20 protein-coding genes are annotated in these 16,131 nt (G+C 59.7%); 5 read left to right on the top strand and 15 right to left on the bottom strand.

Annotated features, from left to right (window positions below; translation table 11 throughout):
- Positions 1 to 7 precede the first annotated feature (7 nt).
- From A3CW_RS0138235 to A3CW_RS0138200, 7 genes are all read right to left on the bottom strand, one after another.
- Positions 8 to 1,333, bottom strand: coding sequence for an epoxide hydrolase family protein (locus A3CW_RS0138235; protein ID WP_028208245.1), 1,326 nt, complete (start codon positions 1,331 to 1,333; stop codon positions 8 to 10).
- 340 nt (positions 1,334 to 1,673) lie between these two features.
- On the bottom strand, positions 1,674 to 3,017 hold the full coding sequence (locus A3CW_RS0138230; protein WP_028208244.1) for an epoxide hydrolase: 1,344 nt from the start codon (positions 3,015 to 3,017) through the stop codon (positions 1,674 to 1,676).
- A 130-nt stretch (positions 3,018 to 3,147) separates the two neighbouring features.
- The gene (locus A3CW_RS0138220) at positions 3,148 to 3,531 is read right to left on the bottom strand and encodes a VOC family protein (RefSeq protein WP_028208243.1); all 384 of its coding nucleotides are present in this window, start codon (positions 3,529 to 3,531) and stop codon (positions 3,148 to 3,150) included.
- A 99-nt stretch (positions 3,532 to 3,630) separates the two neighbouring features.
- Positions 3,631 to 3,858, bottom strand: a complete 228-nt coding sequence (locus tag A3CW_RS51570; RefSeq protein ID WP_081772005.1) for a DUF4148 domain-containing protein — start codon at positions 3,856 to 3,858, stop codon at positions 3,631 to 3,633.
- 319 nt (positions 3,859 to 4,177) lie between these two features.
- Positions 4,178 to 5,104, bottom strand: coding sequence for a LysR family transcriptional regulator (locus A3CW_RS0138215; protein ID WP_028208242.1), 927 nt, complete (start codon positions 5,102 to 5,104; stop codon positions 4,178 to 4,180).
- Positions 5,105 to 5,221: 117 nt separating this feature from the next.
- On the bottom strand, positions 5,222 to 5,860 hold the full coding sequence (locus A3CW_RS0138210; RefSeq protein WP_028208241.1) for an isochorismatase family cysteine hydrolase: 639 nt from the start codon (positions 5,858 to 5,860) through the stop codon (positions 5,222 to 5,224).
- Positions 5,861 to 6,086: 226 nt separating this feature from the next.
- Complete coding sequence (locus tag A3CW_RS0138200; RefSeq protein ID WP_028208239.1) at positions 6,087 to 6,872, bottom strand: SDR family NAD(P)-dependent oxidoreductase; 786 nt, start codon at positions 6,870 to 6,872, stop codon at positions 6,087 to 6,089.
- 113 nt (positions 6,873 to 6,985) lie between these two features.
- Here A3CW_RS0138200 and A3CW_RS0138195 point away from each other — a divergent pair, with 113 nt between their 5' ends.
- Together A3CW_RS0138195 and A3CW_RS0138185 are read left to right on the top strand one after the other, a co-directional pair.
- A complete protein-coding gene (locus A3CW_RS0138195) occupies positions 6,986 to 7,546 on the top strand; it encodes a TetR/AcrR family transcriptional regulator (RefSeq protein WP_028208238.1) in 561 nt (186 codons plus the stop codon).
- 707 nt (positions 7,547 to 8,253) lie between these two features.
- Positions 8,254 to 8,598, top strand: coding sequence for a restriction endonuclease subunit S domain-containing protein (locus tag A3CW_RS0138185; RefSeq protein ID WP_028208236.1), 345 nt, complete (start codon positions 8,254 to 8,256; stop codon positions 8,596 to 8,598).
- A gap of 202 nt (positions 8,599 to 8,800) precedes the next feature.
- Here A3CW_RS0138185 and A3CW_RS0138180 read toward each other — a convergent pair whose 3' ends face one another.
- The 6 genes from A3CW_RS0138180 to A3CW_RS0138160 form a co-directional block, all read right to left on the bottom strand.
- Positions 8,801 to 10,246: an IS1182 family transposase gene (locus A3CW_RS0138180; RefSeq protein WP_028208235.1), complete on the bottom strand. Its 1,446-nt coding sequence runs from the start codon at positions 10,244 to 10,246 to the stop codon at positions 8,801 to 8,803.
- Between the two features lie 40 nt (positions 10,247 to 10,286).
- Positions 10,287 to 10,628: a WD40 repeat domain-containing protein gene (locus A3CW_RS54620; protein WP_081772004.1), complete on the bottom strand. Its 342-nt coding sequence runs from the start codon at positions 10,626 to 10,628 to the stop codon at positions 10,287 to 10,289.
- A gap of 22 nt (positions 10,629 to 10,650) precedes the next feature.
- Complete coding sequence (locus tag A3CW_RS0138175; RefSeq protein WP_028208234.1) at positions 10,651 to 11,184, bottom strand: hypothetical protein; 534 nt, start codon at positions 11,182 to 11,184, stop codon at positions 10,651 to 10,653.
- Between the two features lie 52 nt (positions 11,185 to 11,236).
- The gene (locus A3CW_RS0138170) at positions 11,237 to 11,779 is read right to left on the bottom strand and encodes a membrane protein (RefSeq protein WP_028208233.1); all 543 of its coding nucleotides are present in this window, start codon (positions 11,777 to 11,779) and stop codon (positions 11,237 to 11,239) included.
- Between the two features lie 57 nt (positions 11,780 to 11,836).
- Positions 11,837 to 12,052, bottom strand: a complete 216-nt coding sequence (locus A3CW_RS52770) for a hypothetical protein (protein ID WP_154678166.1) — start codon at positions 12,050 to 12,052, stop codon at positions 11,837 to 11,839.
- Positions 12,053 to 12,267: 215 nt separating this feature from the next.
- Complete coding sequence (locus tag A3CW_RS0138160; RefSeq protein ID WP_028208231.1) at positions 12,268 to 12,684, bottom strand: plastocyanin/azurin family copper-binding protein; 417 nt, start codon at positions 12,682 to 12,684, stop codon at positions 12,268 to 12,270.
- Between the two features lie 233 nt (positions 12,685 to 12,917).
- Between A3CW_RS0138160 and A3CW_RS52765 the strand changes: the two genes are divergently transcribed.
- The gene (locus tag A3CW_RS52765; RefSeq protein WP_154678165.1) at positions 12,918 to 13,202 is read left to right on the top strand and encodes a hypothetical protein; all 285 of its coding nucleotides are present in this window, start codon (positions 12,918 to 12,920) and stop codon (positions 13,200 to 13,202) included.
- A gap of 137 nt (positions 13,203 to 13,339) precedes the next feature.
- The gene (locus tag A3CW_RS0138155) at positions 13,340 to 13,900 is read left to right on the top strand and encodes a cytochrome b (protein WP_028208230.1); all 561 of its coding nucleotides are present in this window, start codon (positions 13,340 to 13,342) and stop codon (positions 13,898 to 13,900) included.
- 126 nt (positions 13,901 to 14,026) lie between these two features.
- Here the strand turns inward: A3CW_RS0138155 and A3CW_RS0138150 are convergent, their stop codons facing one another.
- Positions 14,027 to 14,578: a YceI family protein gene (locus A3CW_RS0138150; RefSeq protein ID WP_281175170.1), complete on the bottom strand. Its 552-nt coding sequence runs from the start codon at positions 14,576 to 14,578 to the stop codon at positions 14,027 to 14,029.
- 112 nt (positions 14,579 to 14,690) lie between these two features.
- Positions 14,691 to 15,506, bottom strand: coding sequence for an anti-sigma factor family protein (locus A3CW_RS0138145; protein WP_028208228.1), 816 nt, complete (start codon positions 15,504 to 15,506; stop codon positions 14,691 to 14,693).
- 315 nt (positions 15,507 to 15,821) lie between these two features.
- Between A3CW_RS0138145 and A3CW_RS0138140 the strand changes: the two genes are divergently transcribed.
- A partial coding sequence (locus tag A3CW_RS0138140; protein ID WP_028208227.1) for a cytochrome b/b6 domain-containing protein occupies positions 15,822 to 16,131 on the top strand: 310 nt, incomplete at its 3' end.

The following is a 16,131-nucleotide window of genomic DNA, read 5'->3' as shown; positions in this document are numbered from 1 at the left end:
TTTGTGTTCAGCGCAGCGACCGGAAACTCGCGCGAACCTCATCCGCGAAAGGTTGCGGCTGCTCCCAGGCTGCAAAGTGTCCGCCTTTGGGGAGGCGGTTATAGTGAATCAGTTTTGGATAAGCTTGCTCTGCCCAACTCTGCGGGGCGGTGTAGATCTCATCTGGAAAGACGCTGACGGCGACCGGGATGGCAACGTGCTTCGGTGCAAAAAAGTTGAGCTTGTTTTCCCAGTACAGACGAGCCGAAGAAATTGCCGTGTTTGTGAGCCAATAGAGCGTGACGTTGTCGAGGATGTCGTCTCGCGAAAGGCCTTCGGACTGACCGTCAAAGACGCGTGCGATAAGTGCCTGGCTGCTGGCGTCGTGGTCGAGCATCCACGCGGCGAGGCCGACAGGTGAATCTTCAATGCCGTACAGCGTCTGCGGGCGGTTCGCCATCTCCAATGCGTAGCCCAGGCCGTGCTTGTAGAAATAGTCGAGCTGATCGAACGCGTGCTTCTCGTCGGCGGAGAGGCCTGCCGGGGCCGGCGCGCCAACCTTGAGCGCCTCGGCGATGTTGTCCGGTACGGTGGCCGGCATGTTGGTATGGATGCCAAGCAGTTCCGGCGGAGCCAGCAGGGCCATCTGCTCAGTGACGGCATTTCCCCAGTCGCCGCCTTGCGCGACATAGTGTGTGTATCCGAGGCGCTTCATCAGTACGACCCAGGCGCGTGCCACGCGTTGAGGGTCCCAGCCGGTCGCGCTCGGCTTGCCTGAGAACCCATAGCCCGGAAGCGACGGAATCACTACGTCGAACGCGTCCGACGCACTTCCGCCGTGCGCGGTCGGATTGGTCAGCGGACCGATGATCTTCAGCTGCTCGATGATCGAGCCGGGCCAGCCGTGCGTGATGATCATCGGCATCGCATTCTCATGTTTCGAACGCACGTGGATGAAATGAATGTCGAGCCCATCGATCTCGGTGACGAATTGCGGCAAGGCATTCAGCCGCGCTTCGACTTTCCGCCAGTCATAGTCTGTCGCCCAGTAACGCGCCAGTTTCTGCATGGTCGCGAGCTGCACGCCTTGCGAAGCATCCGCTACCGTTTCCCGCTCAGGCCAGCGGGTCGCCTTGATGCGCCTCTTCAAATCGGCAAGTTGCGATTCCGGCACATGCACGCGCAGTGGACGGATAGCGGCCTTGTCACCGCCGGCCGACTGTGCGACCTGAGTGATGGATTGATTCGTTTCTGCGAAAGCGAGCCGGCCCAATGAGGCCGCAGCAACGGTCGCCGCCGCCACACCAATGAAACGACGGCGTGACGGCGTTTGGGCGGAAATTTTGTTTGGCATACAAGCTCCTACTGGCAGGAAACCTGGGTTGTTGAAGGCAGGCGGTAATAGTCCTTTCCCATCGCCGCAGAACACAGCGACGCTATCAATGCGCCGAGGGATGCGTACGGAGGTATGACCGCCGGGTACGCGCAATCGGGTAAACCTGCGACCGGCCTGATATTGGCGATATAGCTACGGCCGTTACTCGCCAATCAATTTGATAGGGCAATCGCCGGCTGTATTTCGAAAGCGGTACGTTGCAGCGGCCGGAGTCCGAACCGCGGTTCAGGGGCGACTTCGGAAGTGGGGACCGAGGTTGGGGCGGACGGCTGAGAGAGCTTTGTCCGCGCCCTCCAACTCAGCGCAGCGGCCTGAACGCCGCCCTAAGTTCCTGAGCGAAGATCATTGGCTGCTCCCACGCCGCGAAATGGCCTCCTTTCTCTGCCTGGTGGTAGTAGATGAGGTTGGGGTAGGCCTTCTCCGTCCAGCTTCGCGGTGCCTGATACTGCTCGCCGGGGAACACACTCACGGCCACCGGAATCTTGACGCCTTTGGCGTTAAAGAAGCCTCCCTTATATTCCCAGTAGAGACGAGATGCAGACACGCCCGTGTTGGTCAGCCAGTACAGTGTGATGTTGTCGAGGATTTCATCACGCGTCAGTTCGCCTGTTGCGCTTGAGGTGCGGTTCAGAGCCGCCGCGACTGCCGCAGCTGGCTGGCCATTAGCATCATTGTGGTCGAGGAGCCACGCGGCGAGGCCGACCGGTGAATCGTCAATGCCATAGAGCGTCTGTGGACGCGACCCCATCAAGCGGGCGTAGTCCACTTCCTTGAACGTCCGGGCGAGTTGCCCGTATGCGCGGCCCTCGTCCGCTGTCAGACCGGCTGGTGCCGGGGCGCCAATCTGGAGCGCTTTGTCGATGTCGGCAGGGACCGTTGCGGGCATGTTGGTGTGAATACCGAGCAATCCCGGAGGTGCTTGCAAGCCCATTTGATCGACGACGAACGCACCCCAGTCGCCGCCCTGGGCGACGTAGTGCTGATATCCGAGACGTCGCATCAGCTCCGCCCACGCGCGCGCCATGTGCTCGGGACCCCAACCGGTTGTTGTCGGCTTGCCGGAGAAACCGTAGCCCGGCATTGACGGGATGACGACGTCGAACGAGTCTTCGGCCTTCCCGCCATACGCAACCGGGTCCGTGAGCGGTCCGACCAGCTTGATCTGTTCGAGCACGGAGCCGGGCCAACCATGGTTGATGATCAGTGGAAGCGCATGGGGGTTCTTCGAACGAACATGGATGAAATGGATGTCCACTCCGTCGATGGTCGTCACGAACTGCGGAAGAGCGTTCAGCTTCGCTTCCGCGTTGCGCCAGTCGTAATCCGTCGCCCAATAGCGTGCGAGATTCTGCATGGTCGCGAGCGGTACGCCCTGCGAAGAGTCTGCGACGGTCTCCTTTTCCGGCCATTGGGTGGCGGCGATCCGCCGGCGAAGTTCGTCAATGGCGGCCTGCGGCACGTGGACCTTGGGGAACGGGCGGATCGAGTCGTCTTCAGCGGTTGCGCGCTGTGTTGGGGAAGGCTGATCCGCAGTCGTAACGGCATGGGCGTAACTGAGGGCAGTGGCCAGAACAAGACCGACTACAGCCGCAGCAGATACAAGAAGGGTGCGCCGGGTTGGCGCTGACGATACAAAAGACATGGTGATTCTCCGAATAACACCGGGTAGCCTGCGGCGCGTGCAGGCTTACGAGGCAATGGCGACGATCGAAGCGATATTGATGGCGGCCGCCCTTGTCTCGTGAGACAAAAGGCAGGCACTGCGGCGTACGTTAAGCGCGTATGCGGTACAGGGCGCAGAGCTTGTTGCCATCCGGGTCGCGCAAATAGGCGAGATAAAGCGCGACAGCCGGGGTCTCCCGCACACCAGGTGGGTCCTCGACCGATTTGCCGCCATTGGCAACCCCGGCGGCGTGCCAGAGATCGACCTGGTCAGTCGACCGGCAGGTAAAACCGATCGTGCCACCATTGGCATGGGTAGCCGCCTGACCATCGAGCGGCCCTGTCACGATGAAAAAACTATTGTCGGCGACATAGAGGTAGCCGCCGGCGTCCCGGATCAAACCCTCACCGTAACCAAGGGAGCCCAGCACCGCATCGTAGAATCTCTTGGCTTTTTTAAGGTCGTTGGTCCCGACCACTACATGACTGAACATCAAAATCTCCATCATTAGTATATCTAAGCGACGATGCGCTATCGGAGGCACGCAGATCGGACCGAGTCCGACAAGTTCCTACTCCGCCGACCCAGGCACCTACGTGCCGCTGGTGGACGGGGCGTTTGCAGAGCTTAGGCGCGCTTGAGCTGCCTCGATGTTCCTCGGATATTGGGTGTGATCGCTGGAGGGGTTGTAGCCGGTTTTCTTTAGTAAAACCAGTTGCTCACGTACCTCGGCCCAAGTAAACGGTTGGTTCTGCTGTGAGTACGATACGGCCGGAGCAGTAACGACAACGGGGATGATGAACGATTGAACGAGTTTCATTTTTCCTACCTCCAGTCAGTGGTTTCTACGCAAACACGCATTTGCGGTTCGGGTAACGAGACTGAATCGAATCTGAGAGGACACGCAACGCTTCAAGGCTTGCATCAGCAGCAAACTTTCGATTGCGGCACGTTCTGCTCTTTTGTTCGACGCCTCGATCAGCCTCCCCGAATCGAGTCGAAGTAGAAAGACTGGGAAGACCTTGCTACCTAGTCTAGGTAGGAAGCTTTGGAGGAAAAAGGCAGCGTTCGGTAAAAGTCTTTTTGGCGTCTCTGTAAAATCGTCCAATCGGAGATGATGATCAGTGATGCGAATCATTTCAGGTCTGGAGCGCGGCTTCCTGAGAAGAAATCCTCATACTGAGTTCCTCCTTGACGAAGTCGACGAACGTGCGGATCTTCGCGTCAAGATAGTGACGCGAAGGATAAATCGAATAAACGTTGCGAGTGGGCAACTGGAACTGCGGCAAGATACGGATCAGCGTGCCGGTGCGCAGGTCGTCGATTGCCAAACAAGCGGCGAGCTCTCCGATGCCCGCGCCCGCGCGTAGCGCCACACGTAAGGCCTCCGCATCGCTGACCTTGAAGCGTGCCTTGGAAGCATTCGACAGCACGGCGCCATCGGCGCTTTCGAACTGCCAGCCATCCGCCGCCGATGCAGGTGACTGTATCCGCACGCACGCATGGCTTTCCAGATCTTCCGGCGAACGCAACAGGGAATGCTTCTCCAGATACGACGGTGCAGCGACCAGCACGCTGCGGCTGGTGCCTATCACCTGGCTAACATAGCCAGAGTCAGGAAGCGTATTTGCCCTCACCACCGATACGTCGAACTGTTCCTCGACGAGTCTTGGCATCGTCGACGACAGCACGAGCTCGATGTTCACGCTCGGATAACGGGCCTGATAGGCCACGATGCAAGCCGCGAGATGCGTCTGTCCAAGCCCGGGCATCGCATGGACGCGCAGCATGCCGGAGGGGTCGTTCAACGCATCTCCGGCTTCAGCGTCGGCGTAGTCCATGTCGGCGAGGATCTGCTTGCAGCGTTGGTAATAGCGCTTCCCGGCATCGGTGAGCGTGATGCGACGCGTTGTCCGGTGAAACAGCCGGACGCGCAACTCGTCCTCAAGAAGAGAAATGGCGCGCGACACATGCGCGACGCTGCTCTCCAGAATGTTGGCCACTGCGGTAAAACTACCGGCTTCGGCAACGCGCGAAAACACACGCATGTTGTGAATCTTGTCCATGAAACGCTTTCCTTCGAGTAGTGGTGCGCTGACAATGGCAGCGCAACTCACAGGAAGTCCGCGGCCTTGCAGGGCGAGCAGGTCTCGACCGCTCGCCACTCCTGGCGGAATGATCACTCACCGCGCCGAAGCGGGTTGCTCCAGGGAGGCAATGAGTTCGTCCGTCGTCACAATGGCGTGGGCATACGTAGGGCCATTGAGTTCATGCGCGGCATGCATCATCTCTGGCTTGAAGGCGGCAGTCGCATCGCGCACGAGCGTAACGTGGTAGCCGAGCTCTGCCGCGTAGCGGGCAGTCGCTTCGATGCAGGTATTCGCCAGCAGGCCGGCGACGATCACGTGCGTGATGCCCTTCTGCCGGAGCAGGAAATCAAGGTCGGTATTGGCGAACCCGCTCGAGCCCCAATGCTCCTTGGCGATGATGTCGCCGCCCCTGGGGGCGAAGTCGGGATGCCATTCGCCGCCCCATTCCCCGCGCGCGAAGTGATGGCCGTGCATGACCTTGAGCTGGTTGGGATTGGGATGGTCCCAGTCTTCGTAGTCGCCTGGCTCCCAACGGCGGTGCGGCACGATGACCACCTGAATGCCGCGACCACGGACGGCGCGGTCCAGACCGCGCAGGTTGTCGAGCAGGCCGACCTTCTGGGCGATCGGTTCGATAAAGGGATAGGCCTTTCCGCCTTCCGACAGAAAATCGTTATAGGGATCGACTAGCAGGTAAGCGGTGCGATCAATGGGATATTTCACTTCGGCCATGACATTTCTCCGGGGGTAGTCGTGGTGAGGGATTTCAGATTTCCGGGCGAGCGCCGCAGGGATGACGCCGGAACGGCGACGCCTTCCGTTCCCAATAGTTTCTGGCGCAGAGGCTTGAATGCCGTCCTGACTTCCTGGACGAAGATTTCCGGCGGTTCGTGGGCACGCTTCTCGTCGTCGGTCGGCGCCGCAAGACCCGCAGTGACCCACACCGCAGCCGCGCTCACTACACGTTGCGATAGCGTTCCGCTGCTTGCTCCTGCACGAAGTTTGGCAACATGGCCTGCCGTGCGGCCTGGTAGGCGTCCCACTGAGCGGCGTCGGGCAATGGCGGAATCGTGATCGGTTCGCGACGATCGAAACCAACCAGCGCGGCGTCGACGAGCGCGTCGACTTCCATCACGCCGGGCATTGCGTCGACGTCCTTGCCCGCGCGCGCCCAGATTTCGGTACGTGTCGCCGCGGGCAGCACCGCTTGCACGTAGACGCCCTTTGGTCCGAGTTCAAGTTGCAACCCCTGTGAAAGAAATAGCACGAACGCCTTCGTCGCTCCGTAGACGGTCAGTCCGAGTTCCGGCGCGACCCCGACCACGGAGGCGATATTCACGATCGCGCCGGTACCCGCTTGTACAAAGCGCGGTGCGACCGCAGCAGCGAGTCGCACGAGCGCGGTCGTGTTCAGATTGACGATTGCGGCGACGGTGTCTGGCGTCTGTTCGACGAAGGTGCCCGGCGCACTCATGCCGGCATTGTTCACAAGCACGCCGATGCTCGCGTCACCGTGCACGCGTGCCTCCACCTGACCGAGTTCAGCGGCGTTGGTGAGATCGGCCTTGATGATGTCGACACCGACACCATTTTCGGCTCGCAGTCTCGCGGCAAGATGCTCCATGCGGCTGCGATCACGCGCAACGAGGACAAGATCATGGCCGCGCTTCGCGAAGCGATCGGCGTACATCGCGCCGATGCCGGTAGAGGCGCCTGTAACGAGTACGGCTGGTTTTGTGGTCATCTCGGTTGTTGCTCCTTTAGATATGGTCAGACTTTAATCATGATCAACATCATGATTAAAGTTATCATGATGGGCAACATGTATAATGTCAAGAACTAGTGTTTGGAGGGGAAATGAAAGTCAGCCGAGAGCAAGTTGCCGAGAACCGGCAGAAGATTCTGGACGCCGCGAGCCGTCTGTTTCGCGCGCAGGGATTTGACGCGGTGACAGTCGTCGATGTTATGAAGGCCGCAGGGCTCACGCACGGAGGCTTCTATGGCTACTTCAAATCAAAGGACGACCTGATTGCACAAACGCTCACGTATGTGACGGCGCAAGGCGCGCGTGCGGACACCGACCTCAAGCGCTATGCGGCGAGCTACCTGTCGCCTGACCATCGCGACGACGTAGCCGGCGGTTGCCCGATAGCGGCGCTTGGCGCGGAAACGGTGCGGCAGACGCCCGAAGCGCGCGCCGCGATGGCGGAGGGACTGCGCAGGCTAATCGAACGCTTCGCCGCGAGCGCGCCTCAACCCGACGCTGCCATGGTGCGGCGCAATGCGATTGGCAGCTATGCGGCGATGGTCGGCGCCGTGATCCTCGCGCGGCTGGCGCAGGATCCGGCGCTTTCCGACGAAGTGCTTGATCAGACGCACGCCTGGATCCTCGAGAGCACGACGAGATCGGCAGTATGAACATGTGGCTCAGCTGAGATCGGCAATCTACGGCCGTTCGGCCGTGCTCTCAGGCGGACTTTTCAACGTCGATTCCGCCCTTGCAAGCGGCCGTTGCACCGAAATGTATGCGACTGGCCGTTTGGGGTCGACTGCGGAAGTTCGGAGCAGCGGTAGGATGGACGAGCAGCGTTGGGCGACGAACGTGCCAGTGCGGCCACTTTGAGACATTCGACAGGGCTGCTTGGATCGTCGACAATCCCTTTCTCCGCACTCGATGAAGAGGGAAAAACGTGAATCGATTGGGACGTGATGAGCCGCTGCCAGCGCGAATGCAGGGTCGCTGGGTGGGTGCGGATGATCCGCTTTCGGAGCTAGTGGTAAGCGGAGGCGCGATTACCTGCTTAGGATCGACTGTAAACTATGACCACAAGGTCATAGTTGAGGTGGACGGGGCTTTGAACGTCAGCCTTGGCGTCGATGATGAATCGCGTATAGACGACTTTCAGCGGGAGAATATCACTGGCCTCGTGATAACACCCGAAGACCGCTTCGTTGTCTATAACGTGAGATTTGGGCTTGAATTTGTGCGTCCGATCCCTTGATTGGGCAACGTCAGCGCCCGGTCACTCTAGTATGCAGACAGGCACGGGTGCCGGTCGGCCACTGTCTGCCGCTCGACACCCTTAGGTAAATTGTCGTCGGTTACTGTGCAAGGAGCACGACGCATGGATAGCAGGCTAGTGCCCGTTGAACCGCTGTCGCAGGTTGTATTCATCCACGACTATTTTCAACTCGTTTTCCAGGAAGAACGGTTCACTGTCTATAACAGATCTGCAGTTGCAGATAGAGAAAGCGTAATCCGGCAGGGAACAGTTGGCTTCTGTGACAAACTCGTAGAGCTCATCGGCCAGTCAGTGGTCGCTGTCACGCAAACGGATGCTTACGTGCTTTGCCTTCGCTTTTCAGGTGGCGCGGCGTTTCAGATCGAGGCTGACCTTGATCCATCGTGGCCAGAAGCCTTCGACTTCATCGGCAGAAGTCAATTCTGGCACACCGAACTGAACCGCTGAACGTCTGCTTCGGAAAGGTGCGAACGGCCGCTCCGGGTCGAGGCCGTGTGGAAACCCGATGGAATTGCAATGCGAAGCATAACCGCTGACACGAGCGGCGCGTTTGGCTACCTTTTAGGTCATCACGGCGACTCCGAGAGGGCAAGCCTCTCCGATGCGTTCTGGCGAATTGAAGAGATGTGTTTCTGGACCTATGGGGTGCTCAGGCGCCCATCCGCCGCATTGCCTTCATCGTCTTGCTGAAGCCCAGGATTTTCAGCACTCGAGTGAGATTGTAGGCGAGTACGTTCAAACTCATCTCGGTACCTACGTTAGGCAATCTGCGCATCAGGAAGTGCGTGTAGCCCATCCAATGCTTAAACGTGCCAAAGACATGTTCGACGGTTCGCCTGCGCACTGTCATCGCATCAGGCGTCTTGTCCAGCCGACGTTGAACTGCGTCCAGCACCGACTCATGCTCCCATCGACTTATCCGTCGTTGTTCGCCGGGCGTGCACTGTGACTTTATCTTGCATTGCGAACAGGCACTACTCCAGTATCGATGTAGCTGCATCCCGTGTTCCTCACTGGTGTAACGGTAGATTGCCCGCTCTCCAGCTGGACATTGGTATTCGTCGTCCCGCGCAATGTAGATGAAGTCTGCCTTGTCGAACCGGCCGTGGTGTTTCGCTCCCGATGTTGTCGGTTTCGGCAGAATGACTGCAATTCCCGCATCGTCGCACTGCTTGATTTGAGGCCCACTGTAGTAGCCACGATCGGCTACTGCCTGCAATCTGGTTTTGCCCATCGCATCGCGCGCGGCTCGCGCCATCGGGCTAAGCTGCGCCCGGTCACTACCAGAATTTGTGACCTCATGAGCAACAATGAGGTGATGTTTGGCGTCAACGGCCACTTGCACGTTGTAGCCGACCATCCCCGAGCCTTTTCCGCTCGTCGCCATGGAGCGCGCGTCGGGATCAGTCATCGAGAGTTGGCCATCAGGCTGCGTCTTGAGTTGCTGCTTGATCTGATTAAGGTTTCGCATCTGCTCGCGTAAGCGCGCGATCTTGTCCTGCAATCGGGTCGTCTTCGCTTCCAGCTCGGCGGGTTGCGTACGATCGGCAGTCTCCAGCGCGTTCAGATACCGCTGGATGCTCTCCTCGATCTGCTTCTGGCGCTTTTCGACCTTACCCTCTGTGAAGTTACGATCACGAGTGTTGACTGCCTTGAACTTGCTGCCGTCGATGGCAACAAACGCTTGCGAGAACAGCTTCAGTTCGCGGCATAAAACGACGAAGCGGCGACATACGTTGCGAATGCCTGTACCGTTGTCACGACGGAAGTCGGCTATGGTCTTGAAATCCGGCGCCAAACGGCCCGTGAGCCACATCAATTCAACATTGCGTTGACATTCACGTTCCAGGCGCCGGCTCGACTGGACCCGGTTCAGGTAGCCGTAGATATAGATCTTCAGCAGCACGCCCGGATGATAGGACGGTCGACCTGTAGTCGACGGCATCGCTCCATCGAAGCCCAGTGATGCAAGGTCAAGCTCTTCAACGAACGCCTCAATGATTCTGACCGGATTGTCCTCGGCAACGAAATCATCCAGGCACTCTGGAAGCAGCGTCACCTGCTTGCGATCTTCACCTTCTATGAATCGCTTCATCCGGTCACCCGTGCTGAATGAGTTAATCCAGTTTAGGCGATCAGCGTGTTTTCACACACCCTAGGTCGATACCGGAAGTTCGCAGGCAGCGGCGACGTGCTCGCCGTGGTCGCTGCCTACGCCACTCTGCCGGCTCCGGGCCGGGGCCGGCGCGTTGTGACACATTTATTGTCGCAACAGTTTTAATGCGATCTACATGGTTGGTGTGCCCTTCGAGCGTCGCCTCGCACGCGCCATTGGCTGGGTTCCACAGCCTGGTCGTTTGGTCCGTCGACCCGGAGGCAAGCCGGCCATCGGCCAGCACCGCGAGGGCGGAAACTGGCCCACTGTGTCCGTAGGGCTTCGCTCCGTTTGCGTTGCACGCCGGATTCCAGAGCCTGATCGTCGATCAGCACGGCACCGGACTACGACGGCCCGCCCGCGACCGCCTTGGCCCTGCGTGATGTGTTGCGTTCCAGTCTCATGTACAGGTTCGCTGCCATGATACCGAAGACGATGTGAACGATCACGCTCGCCAAGTTGCGCGCTTCTGCGAACCACGGAAAAAGCCGAGTCATGCCGTAGAAATTAATCAGGTATGCGGCTACAGCGAAAGCGCAACCCGCCAGTGAAGCCATCCCCATGCTTGAGTCAAGGTTGAATGACGTCATGATCAGACCGAGGACAAGCGCGAATACGATGGCAAGGGCAAAATGCACGACAAAGGCCGCGAGCACGATGCCAAGCGAGAATGCTTGCGGCGATTGCAATGCGCCTCGTCCCAGAATGATCGCGGCGACCATGCGTGGGGGATCTAGCAGACTGCCGCCAGTCGTCAGTGCCATCAGGACGACCCCTAACACCAGGAACACAGTGCCGGCGATGACGCCTGCCAGCACGGCGGCCCGCAAGTCGAGCTGGCCGTGGGTGAAATGATGGGAATCCATGTGAAGTTGCATATTCTGTCTCCTGATTGACTCGGAGGAACTCTCGGCGAAAAACTCCTTTAAATCAGGCGTGCTTCGCACTGAATTCGTTGAGCGGCACAGGCTGCTTGAGCGGATCGAAGTCGGCCCACCGCCCTTGTTGCCAGCGGCCGGTCGCGCGTTCGATCGCCGCGCCTCCCGCATCGCGCAGCACCCGTGCGGCGTCCAACTGGCTGTCCGGCGACACGTGTACGGCCACCAGCACGCCGGATTCACGGGTTTCTTCGTTGCCGGCTTCACGGGTGCGCACCATCGCGCCGACCAATGAGCCGACATACGCACTCACCCCAGTCGCCATCAGCGAAACGATAAGCGGCGGCGAAAACACTGCGAAGATACCGACGCCGACCAGGGCGCCAACCACTGCGCCAATCGTGACGCCTATCTCGGCACCCTCCGGCGCCTCCCTCGCGTTTGCGTCGCTGATGGTTTCGAATCCGTGCTGGCCGGACGGATTGACGAAAAACAGTGTGACGTCCTCCTCGACGAAACCGGCAGTGATGACCCGTTGTGCCGCGTCTTCAGCTGCGGGGAATGTCGTAAAGCGTGCTGCGACGATGAGTGACATGTGGCCTCCCTTTCGGCTGTCGCGCAAATTGCCTGTCGCGAGCGAAAGACGATGGATTCACCGTGTCTCGTGGGCACGGCTGTTCAGCGGAGCAATGCCAAGCGTGGTGGCGGCGAGCACGAGCGCAGCATGATATCTATCATGATGTTTCTCCTCGAGAACCTGATGAGATCGCATCTGCATTTCGGCTCCACTATAAAAACGTAAGTTGGCTTCGAAATATTCCGCGACCGGATCGGGGCACTCGGTGTGGCCAAGGTCGCTGCGAACCATTTTCTACACCACCGTTTTCGGCATTGTGGTCGTGTTCAAGGCGGATCACATCGCGATCAACTACGGGCTGTTCACGCTCGTTGCCATACCCTGCGTGGCACCACAGGACACTCGAAGCGTCTTGGACGCTCGTGTTCGAGCAGCACTTTTGCTGCTCTTTCCGCCGAGTACAGTCGAACTGCGCGATTTGGGTCGCTCTGGACGTTGGCGTCAACCTACGGTGTCACGACAAGCTCCGTATGCATTCCCGCTGCGTAGTGTCCCGGCTTGTTGCAGATCAGCGCGTAGTGGCCCGGCGCAAGTCTGAATGAAACGCGCTTGCTCTTGCCCGGGGCAATACCTTCAACTTCGCCAATCTTGTTCAGCCTGCGCTCAAGCACCTCTCCCTTGCTGACGGGGAGTGCATCGTCCGCGAGATCCGTCTTGAGCACGACGAGTTCGTGTTCCATGTTGTTATCCGCAGCATTCCTGACTTCAAGCGTGATGCGACCCGTCTTCACGTTGTGCGTCCCGAGCTGGATCGAGTTCGACAGCAATGTCGCGTTGACGGTTTGCTCCGCCCAGCTTGGATGCGATGTCATCCCGAGTGCGATCACACTGGCGAGGATGGTGATTCTGTAAGTGGCATACATGGCGGCCTCCCTTGCTTCGACATATCGCGTCTGCCTGGCGTGGGGCGATTGCCGCATGCAATTCGCTGCGCACGCAATGGCCCCTGCCTGTGCGAAGGCATGAACGCTTTCTGCATCGCGCGACACGTGCAGTAAACGTGCGCGGAGGGAGGCATATTCCAGGAGCGCGCCGGCGTGTATCCAGGCGGGGAGCGGCATCGACCAGGCGGCTACGACCGGGTGCCGGATCTGCGATGCATGGCGCCGACCGCGAGCCATGTATTTGCGGACACGCGCGTGCGACCCTGATCGGTCGTCGACATGACATCCCGGTGGCGCGATGGAACGGTATTCGATCGCGCGACAAGAACCTGTCGACGTCCCGGATCGCCGTGCGGGCGCTCGGAACGCTCGCCGTGCGCTTCTCCGCCTCTCGTTCTCCAGGGGCGAGAATTTATCAACGGAATAACATACCCGATGGCATCGTTTACTTCGTGTCGAAAGCCCGGCTTTCGTGGCGCAAGAATGTGATCAGTTAATGGACACGCATAACTCTCGCTGCTGTCGGAGGCGATTCAGTTCACGGGCGCAGCCATGGTCGCGCGAGGGGATTTGCGGGCCGGCCGGGTTACTGATTGGAGTCTGTTCCTGAGGGTTCGCCTTGCGTCTTTTCCCCATGTCATCCCGGCGTACGTCAGCCACCCCCGTCTCTTACACGTGCACGGCGATCGTCTTTCACTGGCTGATCGCGGNACTGATCGCTTGCGGCTTCTCGCTAGGTTGGGTGATGGTCCGCATCCCGGGTATCACGCCCGACAAGCTGCGTTACTTCTCCTGGCACAAGTGGATTGGTGTGACGGTGTTCGCGCTCGCCTTGCTGCGCATGCTCTGGCGCGCGAGCCATGCGGTGCCCCAGCTTCCTGCCGGCATGAGCGCCTGGCAGCGCAGCGCGGCGCATGTTGTGCACCTGCTGCTCTACGTGCTGATGATCGCGATCCCGGTTACCGGCTATCTCTACACCCTGGCTGCCAACGTGCCCGTCGTCTATCTGGGCTTGATCCCGCTGCCGCGCATCATCGGGCCCGATCTGGCGCTGAAGGTGGTGTTCAAGACGGTTCACATCGCGCTCAACTACGGGCTGTTCGCACTCGTTGCCGTACACGTCGCCGCGGCCGTCAAGCACCAGTGGCTCGATCGCGACCGCCTGCTCTCGCGCATGCTGCCTTTCCTCAAATGACACGATGGCTCGTTCGATGTAGCCATCGATCTACCGATACATGCTGAGCGCGTTCGCGGCGGCCGCGATGTCCAGCAAGGGCTTGATCATGACGGGTCTCCTCGGGTGAAACGGCAGCGTGATGGTTCACGGATCCGTACGCTCCCTGACGAATTCGGCACGGATCCTCATGTGCACGTCATCCCCGACAGCGGAACGCCATTTCGACAGCCCGAACGCTGCCCGGCTGAAATGGCCGTCGGCTGAGAAGGCCAGCGTTTGGCGGGCGCCCGGCGGATCGTGCGGGTCTTCGTCGAGGGTGACAGCGAGCGTGACGGGGGACGTTGTCGTGCGGATCGTCAGATCGCCTGTCAAAAGGCAATGAAACGGACCAGTCTGGACAAGGCGGGTGCTGACGAAGCGAATGGCCGGATAGTGCGCCACGTCCAGCATGTCGCCGCCTTCGACAATTCCCCTGACAAACGGTGCGTTCGCTTCGAGGCTTGTTGCGTCGATCGTCACCGTGACGCGGCCCGCGATAAAGCCCTGGAATCCATCGAGCTGGACATCCATACGGCTGAAGTGCATCGCGAGATTCGAGTGCCAGACGTTTGCGACGTCGAATGTCACTCCCGAACGGACTGGATCGAGTCGATACTGTCCGAGCGGAGCAGACTCGCCGATTGGATCGGCGCTCACATTGACAGCGACGCAGGTAGCGCAGACAAACGTCGCGATTACGGTTGCGTGTCGTTTGAGACGATCCGTGACCGAGCCACGTCGACGGACAGGGTTGCAATCCGGCACGCTTTTACCTCCATTTTTCGGGATGCCCGCCAGACTCGCTGCAAACGTCGACAGCTATCTCGCGCAATTGCCCTTCTGCCATCTGCCCGGAGAGCGCGTAACTCATATGGTCATTTGCCCAACTGAACGTGCGGCGATCCCCTTCGCGCAGGAGCTGGATCGCAACTTCGCGTTGCGAGGCAGGACTCATGTAAAGCGCAAGCCGTGCGCCGGCCCCGTTCTCATACATGAATTGCGCGGCTGGTCCGGCTATGCCTGGCAACAGCCGCCCACCCAGCAGCGCGTAGCCATACTCCCGTAACGACGGCGCAGAGAGCGGACGATTCAGGCGCTTCGAGAGCCAGTCGACGAGTGCTCCCTTGCGCGCGGCAGTCACCTCGACCGGATGACGCCGCTCGGGCGCGTATACCACATAAGCGAGGTCGGCTTGCCTGGCAAATGCCATCTGCGCCGATAGCGGTGTAACAGGCGTTGAAATCACGCCAGCGAGGCCAGCGAGGCCAGCGAGGCCAGCGAGGGCGGCGCCGGCGGCGAACGCGCTGACGGCGAGCGCCATGCGATGCCACCAGGACGTGCGCGTGCGCAGCACCACGTACGACCTGCTTGTTTGCGCGGCAGGATCAGCGAACAGTACACGCAAGGCGGCCCGCTGCGTGCGATAGCAGGCGACGCGGTTTGCAGCACGCCGGTTGATGGTCAACCGCGCCCCGAGCGCCTGGTGTTCCGCTGCCGTCAACTCGTCGTCGACGAATGCCGATAGGGCGCGCAGATCCGGCTCGCTTAAGCGTGACGCTGCGCCAGGGTCAAGATCGTCGCTCATCGTTCATCGCGCTAACCTAATGCTGACACGGGGCTGCTGAGCCAGACCCCGCGAGCAACAGTCGCATGTGCTCAGGTGCCCGATCAAGACGTGACGTCGCCGCACTGACGTACTGAGGACACCGTGGAAACGTTCCACCCGCACCCTTTATTCCGCAGCACCTGAAGCAAGATTCGTTGGAAATCTGTAAGGAGAAATTTCTCAGCAGCAGTGGAATAGGGGCGCACATGAGTGGTTTACCCACCATCACGGTGCGACCACGGAACGATGGAGCCAGGTCTGATCGTCAACGAAAAACTTCCACGAAACCTGCAAATGAGCCGAACGACAATTCAGCCTCTCTGGGTCCGCACGACACACTGGATCAATGCCGTGGCAGTCGCGCTGATGGTGACAAGCGGCTGGCAGATATACGATGCCTCGCCAATCTTTGCGCGACTGAAATTTCCCGCAAGCATGACATTGGGCGGCTGGCTGGGTGGCGCATTGCAATGGCACTTCGCGATCATGTGGCTGCTGGTCGCGAATTATCTTGCCTACCTGTCCCTGAACATCCTTTCAAAGCGCCTGTGGAGAAAGCTTCTCCCGATTCGCTTCAGCGCCGTAGCCCGGGATCTTGCCGCCG

Source organism: Paraburkholderia nodosa DSM 21604, from assembly GCF_000519185.1.
GTDB classification, from domain to species: Bacteria; Pseudomonadota; Gammaproteobacteria; order Burkholderiales; family Burkholderiaceae; genus Paraburkholderia; species Paraburkholderia nodosa.
This window is presented reverse-complemented; position numbering and strand designations above follow the sequence as displayed.

Excerpts from the sequence above, each read along its gene's own strand:
- A3CW_RS0138235 (WP_028208245.1), bottom strand. The coding sequence starts at position 1,333 with ATGCCAAACAAAATTTCCGCCCAAACGCCGTCACGCCGTCGTTTCATT.
- A3CW_RS0138230 (WP_028208244.1), bottom strand. The coding sequence starts at position 3,017 with ATGTCTTTTGTATCGTCAGCGCCAACCCGGCGCACCCTTCTTGTATCT.
- A3CW_RS0138220 (WP_028208243.1), bottom strand. The coding sequence starts at position 3,531 with ATGTTCAGTCATGTAGTGGTCGGGACCAACGACCTTAAAAAAGCCAAG.
- A3CW_RS51570 (WP_081772005.1), bottom strand. The coding sequence starts at position 3,858 with ATGAAACTCGTTCAATCGTTCATCATCCCCGTTGTCGTTACTGCTCCG.
- A3CW_RS0138215 (WP_028208242.1), bottom strand. The coding sequence starts at position 5,104 with ATGGACAAGATTCACAACATGCGTGTGTTTTCGCGCGTTGCCGAAGCC.
- A3CW_RS0138210 (WP_028208241.1), bottom strand. The coding sequence starts at position 5,860 with ATGGCCGAAGTGAAATATCCCATTGATCGCACCGCTTACCTGCTAGTC.
- A3CW_RS0138200 (WP_028208239.1), bottom strand. The coding sequence starts at position 6,872 with ATGACCACAAAACCAGCCGTACTCGTTACAGGCGCCTCTACCGGCATC.
- A3CW_RS0138195 (WP_028208238.1), top strand. The coding sequence starts at position 6,986 with ATGAAAGTCAGCCGAGAGCAAGTTGCCGAGAACCGGCAGAAGATTCTG.
- A3CW_RS0138185 (WP_028208236.1), top strand. The coding sequence starts at position 8,254 with ATGGATAGCAGGCTAGTGCCCGTTGAACCGCTGTCGCAGGTTGTATTC.
- A3CW_RS0138180 (WP_028208235.1), bottom strand. The coding sequence starts at position 10,246 with ATGAAGCGATTCATAGAAGGTGAAGATCGCAAGCAGGTGACGCTGCTT.
- A3CW_RS0138175 (WP_028208234.1), bottom strand. The coding sequence starts at position 11,184 with ATGCAACTTCACATGGATTCCCATCATTTCACCCACGGCCAGCTCGAC.
- A3CW_RS0138170 (WP_028208233.1), bottom strand. The coding sequence starts at position 11,779 with ATGTCACTCATCGTCGCAGCACGCTTTACGACATTCCCCGCAGCTGAA.
- A3CW_RS52770 (WP_154678166.1), bottom strand. The coding sequence starts at position 12,052 with ATGGTTCGCAGCGACCTTGGCCACACCGAGTGCCCCGATCCGGTCGCG.
- A3CW_RS0138160 (WP_028208231.1), bottom strand. The coding sequence starts at position 12,684 with ATGTATGCCACTTACAGAATCACCATCCTCGCCAGTGTGATCGCACTC.
- A3CW_RS52765 (WP_154678165.1), top strand. The coding sequence starts at position 12,918 with ATGCATGGCGCCGACCGCGAGCCATGTATTTGCGGACACGCGCGTGCG.
- A3CW_RS0138145 (WP_028208228.1), bottom strand. The coding sequence starts at position 15,506 with ATGAGCGACGATCTTGACCCTGGCGCAGCGTCACGCTTAAGCGAGCCG.